This is a genomic window from Streptomyces spinosisporus (assembly GCF_022698145.1).
Classification (GTDB): Bacteria; Actinomycetota; Actinomycetes; order Streptomycetales; family Streptomycetaceae; genus Streptomyces; species Streptomyces spinosisporus.
Genome location: NZ_JALDAX010000003.1, coordinates 382,300 through 397,544, shown reverse-complemented (window position 1 = coordinate 397,544; position 15,245 = coordinate 382,300). Strand labels below are relative to the sequence as shown.

The following is a 15,245-nucleotide window of genomic DNA, read 5'->3' as shown; positions in this document are numbered from 1 at the left end:
CTCCCATCAGGGAGAACAGGAACCAGCCGCGTGCAGTCATACGGAGAGTTTCGGCCGCCCGGCTATCGGTCGTCTTGAACGCTGTTGCGGTACGCCGCCGGCGTCACCCCGAGCACCCGGCGGAACCAGCGCGTCAGGTGCGCCTGGTCCGCGAAGCCCACCAGGGCGGCGACCTCGGCCGGGCGCAGGCCGGTGTCGAGGAGGCGGCGGGCCCTGGTCACCCGGTACTGGGCCAGCCAGGCGTACGGCGGTATCCCCATCGTCGTACGGAAGGCGCGGAGGAGTTGGTAGCGGGACAGGCCCACGTCCGCCGCGAGTGAGGCGAGGGACGGGGGGTCCAGTAGTTCGTCTGCCAGGCGGTCTCGTACGGCGACTGCGATGCGGTCCGCGCCAGGGATCACGTCCGACGTGGGGCGGGACGCCGAGTGGCGGCGGGCCAGAGCTGTGAGCAGCCAGGGGAGGCGGGATTCCGCTTCCAGGGGGTCGGGGCAGGAGCGCAGGTCAGTGTGGGTGCGGAGGATGGCCGCTGCCAGTTCCGGGTCGTCTATCAGGGGCTCTCGGAAGTGGGGCAGGCCTTCGGAGAAGGTGCCGTCGGTGAGGAGGGCCGGGTCGGCGTACAGGGCCCGGTAGGCGTAGCCGTCCGTCGCGTTGCCCGGGCCGCCCGTGTGCATCTCGCCCGGGGCCAGGACCACGATCGAGCCCGGGCCCGTACGGATGTGGCCGCCTCGGTAGTCGATGACCTCGGAGCCGTCGACGCAGACGCCGATCGTGAACTCGTCGTGGGCGTGCGGGGCGTAGACGTGCTTGTTGAAACGCGCCGTCAGCAGGTCCAGCGCCGGCCCACAGCGGCCGAGCCTAGCCCTCGTCCACAGTGCCTGTTCCATACGTCGCCGCCCCCTTCCGTCGTCACAGGGTGCAACGCCGGGAGGCTCAGAGAAAGTCCGCGGTCTCTGTCGACCAGCAGTGACAGGGGGATGGCACCGCGCGCCTAGCATTGGGGCTTGACCTCCCGGTCGGGCCTGGCCTTGGTCGACAGGCCCCGCCGTGCCCGCTTGACCCTGCCGCGGCGTCAGCCTCTCTACTGGGCGTATGCGGATCGGAGAACTCGCTGCTGCTGTCGGCGTCACCACGCGGGCCGTGCGGCACTACCACCATCAGGGCCTGCTGCCGGAGCCCGAGCGGCTGGCGAACGGTTATCGGGACTACACGCTGCGGCATGCGGTCGTGCTCGCTCGTATTCGGCGGCTGACCGAGTTGGGGCTCGGGCTGGCCGAGGTGCGGGACGTGTTGGCCGATGACGCCGGTAAGGATCTGGCGGAGGTGCTGAGCGAGCTGGATGAGGATCTGGCGCGGCAGGAGGCGGCGATCCGGGAGCGGCGGGTGCGGCTGCGGGCGCTTCTGGACGCTGCCGACGGCATCCCCGCCGAAGGGCCCGTCTCGCCCTGGCTCAGTGCGCTCTTCCACGACATGGCGCACCTCGCCGCCGACTCCCCCATGGCCGCCAAGGACCGCGAGGTGCTCGCGCTCATCGAGACGACCACGGCACCCGAGGACCGCGAGCGGCTCAGTGCGGCGCTGGGCGCCGCCTTCGAAAGCCCTGAAGCGGTCGCACAGGCCGCCCAGGTCTACGCCCTGCTCGACGACCTCGCCGACGTCCACCCGTCCGACCCGTTCGACCCCTCCGACCCCTCCGACCCGTCCGACCCGTCCGATCCCTCCGACCCCCGCATCGAGGAGGCCGCCCGCGCCATCGCCGCCTGCCTCCCCCGCGACCTGCTCCCCACGGACATGACCGACCAGCACAGCAGCTTCCTGCGCGCCTTCTTCGCCGACTTCGCCCCGGCCCAGGCGGAGGCCATCCGTCGCGCACTGCGCATCCTCGACGAGGGACGGCCGTGAGACTCGCCCGTGTTCTGGTCCTGCATGAGCTGCGGCTCCTGGCCGGACTCGCCCTCTGGATCGCACGACGGACGCACGGCACGCGGGGCAAGGAAGCCTTCGGGTATGCGCGTGGGCAGGGCTTCGTGATGTTCGGCTTCGCCTTCGTCTGCGTCGTCGAATCCCTGACGATGTCCGTCCTGCTGCGCGACTACCCCACCGCGCATCGGATCGTCCTCGTCCTCGACGTCTACACCGTCCTGTTCGTGGTCGGACTGCACGCCGCCTCCGTCGTACGGCCGCACGTACTCGACCCCGACGCCCTGCGCATCCGTCGCGCCGCCCACGTCGACCTGCGCATACCTCTTCAGCAAGTCGACTCCGTACGACGCGAGTTGCGCTTCCACGACAACCGCGCGCACCGCCCCGACGGCGAACTCGACCTCCCCGTCGGCTCGCAGACCACCATCACGCTCGAACTCGCCGAGCCCGTAGCCCACTTCACCTTCCTCGGCCGCCGACGCGACGTCCGCCTCGTCCGCTTCCACGCCGACGACGCCGACACCCTCGTACGCGAAATCCGAGCCCTCAAGCAGGCGCGAACCGCACCTTCGCCAAGCCCGACCCCGAGCCCGACCCCGGGTCAGCCTGCAAGAGCCGCACCCGCAACCGCTCCCCCAGCGGCAGCGCCCCACCCCCTTCGACCCGCCCGATGACCGCCGGAGACGTCAACTGCACTTTCCCGAGCGTGGGTTTGTGGTCCTCGATCTCCACCACGTAGCCGTCGAAGACCTCCCCCACCCGGTCCTTGAGCAGCGCCGCCTCCACGATGTCGACGCACTCGCGCTCGACCGTGCCCGCGCGACGGGCCCCGTCGGCCATCTCGTGCGGGAGCGCGTCGAGTGCCGTGAGGACCCAGTCGGGCGGGGCCTCGCCGGCGACGGTCGCGAGGCAGATCTCGGCGGCGTACCGGTCGACCAACCGCCGGATCGGGGCCGTGCAGTGGGCGTACGGCGCCGCCACCGCCGCGTGGGTGGTGATCTCCGGGAGGCGACCGTCCGTGAAGACCGTGTAGCCCGCGCCCCGCAGCAGCGTCGTGCACTCCTGGAGGAAGGCCGCGTGGTGGGGTTGGTGGGGGTCCAGGGAGCGGACCAGTCGGGCGTACGAGACGTGGTGCGGCCAGTCGATGTGGAGGGCCTCGGCGGTGCGGCGCAGGCGGCCGACCGCGCCGTCGGGCGCGGCGGGCAGGGTCCGTAGGACACCCGTGCCCGCCGCCACCATCAGGTCCGCGGCCGCCATCCCCGTAAGCAGCGAGATCTGCGCGTTCCAGCCGTCGGCCGGGAGCGGGGCCCGGAAGCTCAGCTCGTACGCGTGGTTCCGCTGGACGATCTCCTGCTCGGGAACGTTGAGCGAGATCCCGCCCCGCTCCACCTCCAGCCGCTCCCGCGCCTGCCCGATCTCCTTCAGCAGCGCCAGCGGCTCCTCGGCCGTCCCGGCGTCGATCTGCTTCTGTACGGCGGCGTAGTCGAGGCGGGCCCGGCTGCGGACGAGCGCGCGGCGCACGTCGACGGTGACCGTACGGCCGTCCGCGTCGAGGTCGATCGTCCACAGGGCGGCGGGACGGGTCTCGCCCGGGAGCAGGCTGGCGGCGCCCTCGCTGAGCACCGAGGGGTGCAGGGGGACCTTCTCGTCGGGGAAGTAGAGCGTGTTGGCGCGGCGGTGCGCCTCGGCGTCGATCTCCCCTCCCGGTGCGACGAAGGCGGCGACGTCGGCGATGGCGTAGTGGACGCGATAGCCCCTGCTGCCGTGCCGGGACAGGTGCATCGCCTGGTCGAGGTCCCGGGAGGTCGGCGGGTCGACCGTGAAGAAGGGGATGTCCGTGGCGTCGTACGGCGGCGGAACCGGCGCCTTCGCGGCCCGTTCGGCTTCGGCCTCCACCTGGGGCGGGAAGCTCTCGGGGACGCCTAGTTCGGTGCGCAGCGCGGTGAGGGCGGCCCGGAGGGGTGCCTCGGGGGCGCCGGTCACGCGGATGTGGCGGCGGGGCATACAGCGAGGGTATGCAGATCGGGGCCCGTACGCTGTTCGGGAGCTCAAACCGAAGGAGATCTTCCGTGCTGGTCCTGCTGCCGCCCTCCGAAGGCAAGGCGACCTCCGGGCGTGGCGCCCCGCTGAAGCTGGAGTCGCTGTCGCTGCCCGGACTGACCGCCGCCCGTGAGGCCGTGCTCGGCGAGCTGGTCGAGCTGTGTTCCGGGGACGAGGAGAAGGCGCGCGAGGTGCTCGGGCTGAGCGAGGGGCTGCGCGGGGAGATCGCGAAGAACGTCGAGCTGCCGACGGCCGGAGCCCGGCCCGCCGGGGAGATCTACACCGGTGTCCTCTACGACGCCCTCGACCTGGCGTCGCTCGACGCGGCCGCAAAACGGCGGGCCACCCGCTCCCTCCTCGTGTTCTCCGGGCTCTGGGGCGCGGTCCGCGTCAACGACCGCATCCCCTCCTACCGCTGCTCGATGGGCGTGAAGCTGCCCGGGCTCGGGGCACTCGGCGCGCACTGGCGGGCGCCGATGGCGGAGGTGCTGGCGGAGGCCGCCGGGGACGGGCTGGTCCTCGACCTGCGCTCCTCCGCCTACGCCGCCGCCTGGAAGCCGAAGGGCGAGCCGGCCGGGCGAACGGCGAGCGTACGCGTGCTGCACGCGCCGACCCGCAAGGTCGTCAGCCACTTCAACAAGGCGACCAAGGGGCGGATCGTACGGAGCCTGCTGACGGCGGGCGCGGCGCCCAAAAGTCCGGCCGAGCTGGTGGAGGCGCTGCGCGACCTCGGGTACGTCGTCGAGGTGGAGCCTCCGAAGGGGAACGGGAAGGCGTGGATGCTCGACGTGTTGGTGCATGAAGTCCACTGACCTGGCCTGATGTCACCCATGGTTGCATTCTGCGCAATGGTCTTTGCGCAGGGTGCGCACCTCGGGGCACGATGAGTTCATGACCTCGCAGCCCGCCGTCTCCCTGCCCGCGTCCGTTCTCGACCTCGCGCCCGTCATCCCCGTCGTCGTGCTCGACGACGTCGCCGATGCCGTACCGCTCGCCCGCGCCCTGGTGGCCGGCGGGCTGCCCGCGATCGAGGTGACGCTGCGCACGCCGGCCGCCCTGGGTGCCATCCGCGCGATCGCCGGCGAGGTGCCGGAGGCCGTGGTCGGGGCCGGGACCGTGATCACGCCGGAGCAGGTGCGGGAGTCGGTGGACGCCGGGTCGCGCTTCCTGGTCAGCCCCGGCTGGACCGATCTGCTGCTGGACTCTATGCAGGCGTCCGGAGTGCCGTATCTGCCGGGGGTGTCCACCACCTCCGAGGTGGTCGCGCTGCTGGAGCGCGGGGTGCAGGACATGAAGTTCTTCCCGGCGCAGGCCGCGGGTGGGGCGCCGTATCTGAAGTCCCTGGCGGGACCGTTGCCGCAGGCCCGCTTCTGCCCGACGGGCGGGGTCGGCGCCGCGAACGCGCTCGACTATCTCCAGCTGCCCAACGTCGCCTGTGTGGGCGGGACTTGGATGATCCCCGCGGATGCCGTCGCGGGCGGGGACTGGGGGCGGATCGAGACGCTGGCGCGCGAGGCCTCCCAGCTCACGACAGCCGGATGACACTCACGCCACGCGGGTGACACTCACGCCAGCGGATGACGCTCACGCCACGCGGGTGACACTCACGCCAGCGGATGACGCTCACGCCACTCGGATGACGACCTTGCCGAAGGCCGCTCCGGTCGCGTAGTAGCGGTACGCCGCGTGCACCTCGTCGAACGGGAACACGCGGTCCACGACCGGGCGCAGGCCGTGCAGGGCGATCGCGCGGTTCATCCGCTCGAAGTGCGCGCGGCTGCCGACGAAGATCCGCCGCATCGTCAGCACGCTCGACGCGAGCGCGTCGGTGGAGATCTCCAGGCTGTGCCTGTGGGGGCTGTTGGCGGCGATGAGGGCGATGCGGCCGTAGAGGGCGGTCGCTCGGACCGACTGTTCGATGGTGTCCGGTCCGCCGGTCTCCACCACGAGGTCGGCGCCACGGCCGCCGGTCAACTCACGTACCTCAGCAGCCCACTGCGGACGTTCCACGTAGTTCAGTACGTGGTCGGCGCCCAGGTCCTTGAGGCGTGCGGCCTTTGCCTCGCCGGACGTCGTGGCCACGACCCGCGCTCCCAGCGTCTTGGCGAACTGCACGGCGAACAGCGCCAGCGCGCCGGTGCCGAGTGTCAGAACCGTCTCGCCGGGGAGGACGGCCTCGGCGCCGGTCAGGGCGTTCCATGCGGTGACACCCGCGCACGGCAGACAGGCCGCCTCCTCCCAGGTCAGATGGTCGGGCACCCGCACGGCAGCCGTCTCGTCGAGGCGCACGTACTCGGCGAGCATGCCGGGGAGCGTCGCGCCGGGCTGGTCGATCATGGCGCCGCTGATCCGGCCGTCCGGCCAGCGGGGGAAGTACGTGCTCGTGACGCGGTCGCCGATGCCGAAGCGCGTGACCTCCTCCCCCACCGCCACCACCTCTCCGGCCCCGTCACTGACCGGGATCACACCGGGGGCCGCCTTGAGGGGGTAACTGCCGTCCAGGATCAGCAGATCGCGCTTGTTGAGGGAGACGGCGTGGATGTGTACGAGGATGTCGCGGGGGCCGGGTGCGGGTGGGCCGCCGGGGGTGTCTCTGGGGACTATGCCGTCGACCGAGCCGGGGGTCTCCAGGTGATAGGAGCGGTAGGTGCGCATGCGGTCATGCTGGTCGGAGGGGGTACGGGCCTCAATTCCCGCTCGGGTATGACAGGCTGCTCGGGAATGACAGGCCGCTCAGGAATGAGGGGCCGCTCGCGTAAGAGGGGCCGTTGTCCTACCCGTGACGTACAACTGGACCCATGACCACCCACGCCGTCGAACCCTCACCCTTCGCCCGCGAGCTGCTGCGCTGGCGCACCACTCGGCGGGTCAGTCAGCTGGAGCTGGCCTTGCGGGCCGGGACCACGCAGAGGTACGTCAGCTTCATCGAGCGGGGGCGTTCCGTGCCGGGGCGGGCCGTCGTGATCCGGCTGGCCGAGTCGCTGGAGCTGACGCTCCGCGAGCGCAACGCGCTGCTGCTGGCGGCCGGTTACGCGCCCGCGTTCGCCGAGTCGTCGCTGGACGCGGCCGAACTGGAGCCCGTGCGTGAGGCGTTGGACGGGATTCTCGAAGGGCATCTGCCGTATCCCGCCGTGGTCGCCGGGCCGCGGGGTGAACTCGTCGCGGCGAACGCGGCGTTCGACGTTCTCACCGAAGGAGCGGCGCCCGGCCTCCTGAAGCCGCCGGTCAATGTCCTGCGGCTGGCCCTGCATCCGGACGGCATGGCCTCCCGCGTGGTGAACCTGCAGGCGTGGGGGCGGCACATCATCGAGAGCCTGCGGTCGCGGGCGCGCACCAGTCCGGACCCGCGGATGAGTGAACTGGCCGACGAGCTCGCCGCCTACGTGCCGCCACTCGCCGACCCCGGCGACGACTATCTCGGGTTCGCCGTCCCTCTTCGACTCCGTTGCCCGGAGGGCGAGTTGCGGCTGATGACCACGCTCACGTCCTTCGCCACCGCCGTCGACGTGACGCTCGCCGAGCTGCACCTGGAGGCGTTCCTGCCGGCGGACGCGGCAACGGCGGAGATCCTCCGTGGACGCGCCGCTCAGCGCAAGTGAGACGTGTCGTTGAAGAGCCGCACGCTCGCGTTCCCGTCTGCGTAGTACGCCACCGCCGACAGCGCGGCCGCTGACAGCTCCATGCGGAACAGGGCCGCGGGAGGGGCGCCCAGGGCCAGTTGCACGAATGTCTTGATCGGGGTGACGTGCGAGACGAGCAGGACCGTGCGGCCCGCGTAGGCGGCCACCAGCTTCTCCCGGGTGGCCTCGATACGGGCCCCGGTCGCGGCGAAGCTCTCCCCACCGCCGGTCGGCTCCGCCGTCGGGTCGGCCAGCCAGCGGTTCAGGTCGTCCGGGTAGCGCTCGCGCACCTCGCCGAACGTCAGGCCCTCCCACGCCCCGAAGTCCGTCTCGCGCAGCCCCTCCTCGATGCTCACCTCAAGACCGAGGTGCCGGGCCACGATCTCGGCGGTCTCACGGGTACGGGCCAGAGGCGACGCGACGACCGCCTGGATCGTTCCGCGCCGGGCCAGTGCGGCGCCCGCCCGCTCCGCCTGCTCCCGCCCGACATCGGACAGGGACGGGTTCGTCCCCCCGCTGCCGGAGAACCGCTTCTGCGGGGTCAGCGGCGTCTCACCGTGCCGCAGGAGCACGAAGGTCGCGGGCGCGCCCAGGTCGGCCGGCGCCCAGCCCGGACTGCTCACCTTGCCGACCACCGTCGCGGCCCGCACATCCGCCTCGGCCTTCGCCGCGGCGGCCTCCAGCTCGGCCGTCGACTCCGCTGCCGACCACTGCTCTCCCCGCGCGCCCGCGTCCATGGCCTCGTTCGCCAGCCGGTCCGCGTGCTTGTTCTTCTCCCGCGGGATCCACTCGTACGTCACCTGCTCGGGCGGGAAGACCCGTGCCGCCTCCATGGCCAGCGGCTTCATGTCCGGGTGCTTGATCTTCCAGCGGCCGGACATCTGCTCGACGACGAGCTTGGAGTCCATGCGGACGTGGACGATCGCCGACGGGTCGAGCTCGTGTGCGGCGCGCAGTCCTGCGAGCAGGCCCCGGTACTCGGCGACGTTGTTCGTCGCGACGCCGAGGTACTCGGCCGCCTCGACCAGCGTCTCGCCGGTCGCCGCGTCCAGTACGACGGAGCCGTAGCCCGCGGGCCCCGGGTTTCCCCGCGACCCGCCGTCCGCCTCGACGATGAACTCCCGCACGGCACAAGCCCCTTACGAACCTCAAGAACCCGAAAGCACCCGAAAGCACCCGAAAGCACCCGAAAAGGGTATCTACAGACCGGACTCGGCCGTGCGCACCAGGATGCGGCGGCAGTTCTCGCAGCGTACGACCGTGTCGGGGGCGGCGGCACGGATCTCGTTGATGTCGGTGATGGACAGCTCCTGGCGGCAGCCCTGGCAGGTGCGCTGGTGGAGCTTGGCCGCGCCGATGCCGCCCTGCTGCTCGCGCAGCTTGTCGTAGAGCCCCAGCAGGTCGGCGGGGATGGTGCCCGCGATGACCTCGCGCTCCTTCGTCACCGTGGCCACCTCGCCGTCGATCTCCTCGAAGGCGGCGTCGCGGCGCGCGGTGGCGTCGTCGACCTTGGACTGGACGGACGAGACCCGTTCGGTGAGCTCGGTGACCCGCTCCTGCACGGACTCGACGCGCTCCATGACCTCGAGGACGACGTCCTCCAGGTCGCTCTGCCGCTTGGCGAGGGAGGCGATCTCGCGCTGGAGGTTCTCCAGGTCCTTCGGGGAGGTGACCGCGCCGGAGTCCAGGCGCTGCTGGTCGCGGACGGCGCGCTGGCGCACCTGGTCCACGTCCTGCTCGGCCTTGGTCTGCTCCCGGGCGGTGTCGCTCTGCTTGGTCTGCGCGGCCACCAGCAGGTCGCGCAGCTGGGTGTGGTCCTTGTTCAGGGACTCGATCTCGGCGTGCTCGGGCAGCGACTTCCGCCGGTGGGCGAGCTGCTGGAGGCGGACGTCGAGTGCCTGGACGTCGAGAAGGCGGATCTGGTCGACGGGCGCGGCGTTCAGTTGGGGGCTCCTGCAGTGGTGTCAGGGGAGGCCGCGTGGGCCGTCCAGGGGTCGGTGACCGTCTTGGAGACATGGACGCGAAGGTCCCATCCATGACGGTCGGAGATCTCGTCGAGCTGGGTTGCGGCCAGCTCGCACCAGGGCCACTCGGTGGCCCAGTGCGCCGCGTCGAGCAGCGCGAGGGGGCTGTGTGCCACGGCCGCCGTGAATTCCGCGGCCGGGTGGTGGCGGAGGTCCGCCGTCAGAAAGGCGTCGACACCTGCCGCGCGTACGTCGTCGAAGAGGCTGTCGCCCGAGCCGCCGCTGACGGCGACCGTGCGGACGGTGGCCTCCGGGTAGCCGGCCACGCGGATGCCCTGCGCGGTGGCGGGCAGCCGGGAGGCGGCGCGTGCGGCGAACTCGCGGACGGTCAGCGGGTGGTCCAGTGCGCAGATCCGGCCGAGGCCGCGGCGGCCGTGCGGGTCGCCCGGGTCCGGCACGAGCGGTCGCAGGACGCGCAGGTCCAGTGCTCCGGCCAGTGCGTCGCTGACGCCGGGGTCGGCCTTGTCCGCGTTGGTGTGGGCGACGTGCAGCGCGATGTCGTTCTTGATCAGCGTGTGCACGACGCGGCCCTTGAAGTGGCTCGCCGCGACCGTGGTCGTACCGCGGAGGTAGAGCGGGTGGTGCGTGACGAGCAGGTCGGCGCCGAGCTTGATCGCCTCGTCGACGATCTCCTGGACCGGGTCGACGGCGAACAGGACCCGGGAGACCTCCTGGTCGGGATCGCCCACGACGGTGCCGACCGCGTCCCAGGACTCGGCCCGCTCGGCGGGCCACAGGTCGTCCAGCGCGGCGATGACTTCAGACAGACGGGGCACGGACAAAAGGCTACCTGCCTGATCTGCGCTGCTGAACCGAAGCCCGTTTCCGCCCGTATCAAGGGTGCGGCGACCTCCGGAGCGCGCGGCCCGCTCACGGCCCCCACGCGGCCTCCTCCAGCACACCCGCCCCCGTTTCCTCAGGCGAATCGCGCCCTGGCCACCCTTATGTGTGAAGCAGAAGCCCCGGCGTCCCACGTGTGTGCGTGCGAAAACTAGTTTCGTCGCCGGAGGTGACCAGATCATGACGGCGTGTGCGATCGAGCCCGAGGCTGCTTCCGAGGGCGGTCCACCGGAATCGGGCTGCACCATCACCGCGGACGGTGCCTATGGCGCCCGTCTCGCCCTGGACGGCGACTCCTGGTACCCGGAGCGCTGGACGCTGGACGGCCCGGAGCCGTACGCGGTGCCGCTGCCCGTGAGCCAGCCCGAGGAGCCCGGCACGCAGGTGCAGCCGATGGGCGACGGGCGGGTCCTGGTGTGCCGTCCGGTGGCCGGGCGGCACGTCTTCTGTCTGCTCTACCCGACCGGCCCCGGCACCGGCGAGGTCATGATCGGCGCGGTCGAGTGCCCGGACGAGGACACCCGGCTACGGCTGCTGCCGCCCGCGCCGGGCGGTGAGAAGGCGTACGCGCTCGCCGTGGGCCGGCACTCCAGCGCGGTCTGGCAGGTGGTGGGCGGTGCCTTCGGGCCCGAGCGGGTGGCGGAGATCCCGGGGCGCTGCTCGGGCGGGGTGTGGCTGGACCGTACGGGGCGGATGCTGGCGCTGGACCGTGAGCTCGGCGACCGGACGAAGGCGGTGGTGGTCGATCTGGAGCGGGCCGGGGAGATCTCGCCGCTGCTGCAGATCGCCGACGACAGCGACGACCGGCTGCTGCTCGCCGACCCGGACAGCGGACTGCTGCTGATCCGCTCGGACGCGCCCTCCCCCGGCGGCGGGGAGCGGCTGGGCTGGGGTGTGCTGGGCAGCACGCTGCCGGTGCGGTTCCCGGAGTGTCTGCGGCTCGCGGACTGTGCGGTCACGCCGTTCGCCATTCAGCCGGGGCAGGTGCTGACGCCGGAGAACTGCGGGGTGGCGCTGCGCATCGACGGGCCCGTCGGCAGCTGGGTGGGGCTGTGGCGGCCGGACCGGCGGCAGGTGCACCATCTCGCGGCGCCCGCCGGGTGGTTGACGGGCACGGGATGGTGGACACGGGACGGGGTGCTCCACCTGCCCTACGCCACGGCCGAGGTGCCGTGCGGCGTGGCGCGGATGGCCGTGCCTTCGGAGGAGACGGGGGATGCGCCCCCCGCGCCCGCGGGAGATGCGTCTCCCGCGGGCGCCGAGCCGTCGGAACCCTCGGAACCCTCGGAACCGTCGGAACCGGATCCTCCGGAGCCTGTCGCGCCGCGTCCCGTGCCCCTGCAGCAAGCGCCCTTGGGACGTCTTGTAACGAACTAGTGCCGATGGGCGTGCCCGTGTGGATTCGAACAACGGGGTGACGGTTATGCTCGCCGGGCTGTAAGAAAGATCAGTTTTGACGGGGTGAATACGTCCGATGAGCGACACCAGCACGACGGAGCAGCTGTCCGCCGACTCCCCGGAGGACACCGGCCGCGGCCGGCACCGGGGTGCGGTCTCGGCCCAGGAGAGCGAGTCCTCTCCGCACGGCCGGCACCGCAAGCCGGCCGGGGAGACCGCCGAGGCGGCTGTCTGACGGTAGTAGGTAGTGAGGGAGTGGGGGTGCCCGACGGGCACCCCCACTTCTTGTTGTGTCGTGTTGTGGGGCCGGTGTCCTCAGCCCCGCCGCCTGAGCCCCAGCACCTCCGCCGCCGCGAACGTCTCCCCCTGCGGCCGGTCCGCGTAGTGCGGGGTGAGCAGCGCGTCGAGCTCGTCGTAGGTGAAGGTCTCCTGCTTGCTGTCGAACTGCGCCCGTACGCGCGGCCGTTCGACGATCGCCACCATGCCGCCGTGCACCACGAGCAGCTGGCCGCTGACGCGGGCCGCGGCGGGCGAGGCCAGATAGCCGACGAGCGGGGCGACATGCTCCGGGGCGAGTGGGTCGAGGGCGTCGGCCGGCTGCTCGAACCCGGCGAAGACGTCCTCGGTCATCCGGGTGCGGGCGCGCGGGCAGATGGCGTTGGCGGTGACGCCGTACTTGGCCAGGGCGAGGGCCGTGGAGGTGGTCAGGCCGACGATTCCGCCTTTGGCGGCCGCGTAGTTGGGCTGGCCCGCCGAGCCCGCCAGGAAGGCCTCCGAGGACGTGTTGACGATACGGCCGTACACCGCGCCGCCCGCCGCCTTGGACCGCTCGCGCCAGTGCGCGGCCGCGAAGTGGGTCGTGTTGAAGTGGCCCTTGAGGTGGACGCGGATCACCGAGTCCCACTCGTCCTCGGTCATGGAGAAGACCATGCGGTCGCGCAGGATGCCCGCGTTGTTGACCAGGATGTCGAGCGTGCCGAACTCGGCGACCGCCAACTGGACTAGTTCTCCTGCCTGTTGGAAGTCGGCGACGTCGCCGGTGTGCGCCAGCGCCTTGCCGCCCGCGGCCCGGATCTCCTCGGCGACCTGTTCGGCGGGGCCCGCGGAGGCCTCCCCCGAGCCGTCGCGGCCCGGTTGCCCGAAGTCGTTGACGACGACGGCCGCGCCGAGCCGTGCGAGTTCGAGCGCCTCGGCCCGGCCAAGGCCCCGGCCGGCGCCGGTGACGATCGCGGACAGTCCCTGAAGTGGCAGTGACATCAAGGTCCTTTCAGTGTCGTCAAGGTTCCGTCCCGGGAGCGGAGTTCGACCGACGGCGGGTCAGATCTCGATGCACGTACGCAGCGCGGTCCCCGAACGCATCTGGTCCAGGGCCTCGTTGATGTCGGCGAGCGGCACCCGGTGGGTGATCAGGCCCGCCAGGTCGATACGGCCGGCCCGCCACAGGGCGATGGTGCGCTCGTAGGAGCGCAGGACGTCGCCGCCGCCGTACATCGACGGCAGGATCCGCTTCTCGTCGAAGAACAGCTCGAACATGTTGAGTTGGAGGAAGTCGTCCATGGCGCCCGCGCCGACGATGACGAGGGTGCCGCCGCGCCGGGTGTTCTCGTACGCCGTGCGGGCGGTGGCGGATTTGCCGACGACCTCGAAGACGTAGTCGAAGCCCTCGCCCGCGGTGACCTCCTGTTTGGCGCCGGCCAGCTCGTCCGGTGAAACGGCCCTGGTGGCACCGAACTCGAGCGCGGACTCGCGGCGTGAGGCGACGGGGTCGACGGCGACGATCTCGGCGGCGCCCTTGAGCCGTGCGCCCTGGATCGCGGAGATGCCGACGCCGCCGCAGCCGATGACGGCGACCGACGAACCGGCCTCCACGTCCGCGGTGTTGAGGGCCGCGCCGAGTCCTGTGGTGACGCCGCAGCCGATGAGCGCGGCGATGTCGAAGGGCACGTCGTCGGGGATCGGCACCGCGCAGCCCGCGTCGACGACGACCTCCTCCGTGAAGGTGCCGGTGCCCGCGAAGCCGAAGACGTCGCCCGCGGGGCGCTTGAAGTTGGGGGTGCCCGCGTTCATGAATCCGGCCAGGCACAGCTCGGTCTGGCCGCGCTTGCAGGCGGGACAGGCACCGCAGGCGGGCAGCCAGCACACCACGACCCGGTCGCCGGCCTTCAGGTTCCGTACACCTTCGCCTACTTCGACGACCTCGCCCGCGCCCTCGTGACCGGGGACGAACGGGCCGGGCTGCGGCAGCACCCCGCTCATCGCGGACAGGTCCGAGTGGCACAGCCCGGTGGCCCGCACCCGGATCCGCACCCTGCCGGGCCCGAACCCCACCGCCTCGACGTCGTCGAGGACCTCCAGCTTGTCCTGGCCGATCTCGTGCAGTACGGCTGCGCGCATGGTGCGCTCCCCTCGACTACCGGCTGTTTCAGGAGTGTTCGACGATCGTGTCGGCGAGGACGGGCGCGTCGTCCCGCTCGACGGCGCCGACGGCCACCCGCACCCGGCCGTCCCCCTGCCACATGCGGATGCGCAGGGTCTCGCCCGGGAAGACGACGCCCGCGAAGCGGGTGGTGTAGGAGCGCACCCGGGTCACATCGCCGCCGAGCAGGGTGTCGACGACCGTCTTGAGCGTCATGCCGTAGGTGCACAGGCCGTGCAGGATGGGCCGTTCGAACCCGGCGAGCTTGGCGAAGTCGGGGTCGGCGTGCAGCGGGTTCCAGTCGCCCGACAGGCGGTAGAGCAGCGCCTGGTCCTCGCGGATCGCCCGCTCGACGGTGCGGTCCGGGTCGCCCTCGGGCGGGTCCATGCGCGTGGACGGTCCTCGGTCGCCGCCCCAGCCACCCTCTCCCCGTACGAAGATCTGTGCGTCGTTGGTCCACAGCGGGCCGTCGGAGTCGGCGACCTCGGTGCGCATGACCAGCACGGCCGCCTTGCCCTTGTCGTACACGGCGGCGATGCGGCCGGTGGCGGTCGCGGTGCCCGCGACCGGGATGGGGCGGTGCAGGGTCAGCGACTGGCCGCCGTGCAGGACCTTGGCGAGGTCGACCTCGACGCCGGGCATGGACAGCCCGCTGATCACCCCGGGCGAGCCGGCGCCCGCGACGGTGGCGAAGCTCGGCAGGACGTGCAGCCGGGACTCCAGGGTGTAGCGCAGCTCGTCGGGGTCGGTGGCGGGCAGGCCCGCGCCGATGCCGAGGTGGTAGAGCTGGACGTCCTTGCGGTCCCAGGTGATCTCGCCGGTGTGGGGCTTCGCGGCGAGGGCCTTCGCTGCGTCGATGGGCATACGGCTCCTGACGTGGGAGGTGTGCGGGACCTCGGCGCGGCCGTCCGCACCGTCGGCCGCACCGAGGTCGTCACGCGTGCCGGCCTAGAACGCGTTCCAGTCCGGCGCCCTCTGTATAACCCA

General features: G+C 71.8%; 15 protein-coding genes and 1 pseudogene. 7 read left to right on the top strand and 9 right to left on the bottom strand.

Annotated elements, in window-relative coordinates; translation table 11 throughout:
• Nucleotides 1-62: 62 nt before the first annotated feature.
• Nucleotides 63-884, bottom strand: a complete 822-nt coding sequence (locus tag MQN93_RS10040) for a helix-turn-helix domain-containing protein (RefSeq protein ID WP_242709173.1) — start codon at nucleotides 882-884, stop codon at nucleotides 63-65.
• A 205-nt stretch (nucleotides 885-1,089) separates the two neighbouring features.
• Here MQN93_RS10040 and MQN93_RS10035 point away from each other — a divergent pair, with 205 nt between their 5' ends.
• Complete coding sequence (locus MQN93_RS10035) at nucleotides 1,090-1,899, top strand: MerR family transcriptional regulator (protein WP_242709172.1); 810 nt, start codon at nucleotides 1,090-1,092, stop codon at nucleotides 1,897-1,899.
• A pseudogene (locus MQN93_RS10030) lies at nucleotides 1,896-2,501 on the top strand (hypothetical protein); the annotation flags it as partial. The gene MQN93_RS10035 and the pseudogene MQN93_RS10030, both read left to right, overlap by 4 nt.
• Here MQN93_RS10030 and MQN93_RS10025 read toward each other — a convergent pair.
• Nucleotides 2,467-3,924, bottom strand: a complete 1,458-nt coding sequence (locus MQN93_RS10025; protein WP_242709171.1) for an RNB domain-containing ribonuclease — start codon at nucleotides 3,922-3,924, stop codon at nucleotides 2,467-2,469. The pseudogene MQN93_RS10030 and the gene MQN93_RS10025 overlap by 35 nt on opposite strands.
• A gap of 65 nt (nucleotides 3,925-3,989) precedes the next feature.
• On the opposite strand from MQN93_RS10025, the gene yaaA reads away from it, so the two are divergent.
• Both yaaA and MQN93_RS10015 read left to right on the top strand, forming a co-directional pair.
• The gene (gene yaaA / locus MQN93_RS10020) at nucleotides 3,990-4,772 is read left to right on the top strand and encodes a peroxide stress protein YaaA (protein WP_242709170.1); all 783 of its coding nucleotides are present in this window, start codon (nucleotides 3,990-3,992) and stop codon (nucleotides 4,770-4,772) included.
• A 79-nt stretch (nucleotides 4,773-4,851) separates the two neighbouring features.
• On the top strand, nucleotides 4,852-5,502 hold the full coding sequence (locus tag MQN93_RS10015; protein WP_016435590.1) for a bifunctional 4-hydroxy-2-oxoglutarate aldolase/2-dehydro-3-deoxy-phosphogluconate aldolase: 651 nt from the start codon (nucleotides 4,852-4,854) through the stop codon (nucleotides 5,500-5,502).
• Nucleotides 5,503-5,583: 81 nt separating this feature from the next.
• On the opposite strand, the gene MQN93_RS10010 is transcribed toward MQN93_RS10015, so the two are convergent.
• Nucleotides 5,584-6,615, bottom strand: a complete 1,032-nt coding sequence (locus tag MQN93_RS10010) for a zinc-dependent alcohol dehydrogenase family protein (protein ID WP_242709169.1) — start codon at nucleotides 6,613-6,615, stop codon at nucleotides 5,584-5,586.
• 143 nt (nucleotides 6,616-6,758) lie between these two features.
• Between MQN93_RS10010 and MQN93_RS10005 the strand changes: the two genes are divergently transcribed.
• The gene (locus tag MQN93_RS10005; RefSeq protein ID WP_242709168.1) at nucleotides 6,759-7,559 is read left to right on the top strand and encodes a helix-turn-helix domain-containing protein; all 801 of its coding nucleotides are present in this window, start codon (nucleotides 6,759-6,761) and stop codon (nucleotides 7,557-7,559) included.
• Here the strand turns inward: MQN93_RS10005 and MQN93_RS10000 are convergent.
• The 3 genes from MQN93_RS10000 to MQN93_RS09990 all read right to left on the bottom strand — a co-directional run bounded on the left by MQN93_RS10000 (nucleotide 7,547) and on the right by MQN93_RS09990 (nucleotide 10,380).
• Nucleotides 7,547-8,707: a bifunctional RNase H/acid phosphatase gene (locus MQN93_RS10000; protein WP_242709167.1), complete on the bottom strand. Its 1,161-nt coding sequence runs from the start codon at nucleotides 8,705-8,707 to the stop codon at nucleotides 7,547-7,549. The two genes, MQN93_RS10005 and MQN93_RS10000, sit on opposite strands and share 13 nt — an antisense overlap.
• 72 nt (nucleotides 8,708-8,779) lie before the next feature.
• On the bottom strand, nucleotides 8,780-9,523 hold the full coding sequence (locus tag MQN93_RS44195) for a zinc ribbon domain-containing protein (RefSeq protein WP_308404287.1): 744 nt from the start codon (nucleotides 9,521-9,523) through the stop codon (nucleotides 8,780-8,782).
• Entirely contained in the window at nucleotides 9,520-10,380 is an 861-nt protein-coding gene (locus MQN93_RS09990) for a Nif3-like dinuclear metal center hexameric protein (RefSeq protein ID WP_242709165.1), read from the bottom strand. The genes MQN93_RS44195 and MQN93_RS09990 overlap by 4 nt, the downstream gene beginning before the upstream one ends.
• Nucleotides 10,381-10,624: 244 nt before the next feature.
• Here MQN93_RS09990 and MQN93_RS09985 point away from each other — a divergent pair, with 244 nt between their 5' ends.
• The gene (locus tag MQN93_RS09985; RefSeq protein WP_242709164.1) at nucleotides 10,625-11,821 is read left to right on the top strand and encodes a hypothetical protein; all 1,197 of its coding nucleotides are present in this window, start codon (nucleotides 10,625-10,627) and stop codon (nucleotides 11,819-11,821) included.
• Between the two features lie 97 nt (nucleotides 11,822-11,918).
• Nucleotides 11,919-12,077: a hypothetical protein gene (locus MQN93_RS09980; RefSeq protein WP_016435583.1), complete on the top strand. Its 159-nt coding sequence runs from the start codon at nucleotides 11,919-11,921 to the stop codon at nucleotides 12,075-12,077.
• 80 nt (nucleotides 12,078-12,157) lie between these two features.
• On the opposite strand, the gene MQN93_RS09975 is transcribed toward MQN93_RS09980, so the two are convergent.
• Genes MQN93_RS09975 through chsH3 form a run of 3 tightly spaced genes read right to left on the bottom strand, consistent with a single transcriptional unit; the run spans nucleotide 12,158 to nucleotide 15,122 of the window.
• Nucleotides 12,158-13,099 carry a 3-oxoacyl-ACP reductase gene (locus MQN93_RS09975; RefSeq protein WP_016435582.1) on the bottom strand — a complete coding sequence of 314 codons (942 nt, stop codon included), beginning with the start codon at nucleotides 13,097-13,099 and terminating at the stop codon, nucleotides 12,158-12,160.
• A 60-nt stretch (nucleotides 13,100-13,159) separates the two neighbouring features.
• Complete coding sequence (locus MQN93_RS09970; RefSeq protein WP_242709163.1) at nucleotides 13,160-14,236, bottom strand: Zn-dependent alcohol dehydrogenase; 1,077 nt, start codon at nucleotides 14,234-14,236, stop codon at nucleotides 13,160-13,162.
• Nucleotides 14,237-14,264: 28 nt separating this feature from the next.
• Entirely contained in the window at nucleotides 14,265-15,122 is an 858-nt protein-coding gene (gene chsH3, locus MQN93_RS09965) for an enoyl-CoA hydratase ChsH3 (RefSeq protein ID WP_242709162.1), read from the bottom strand.
• Nucleotides 15,123-15,245 lie beyond the last annotated feature (123 nt).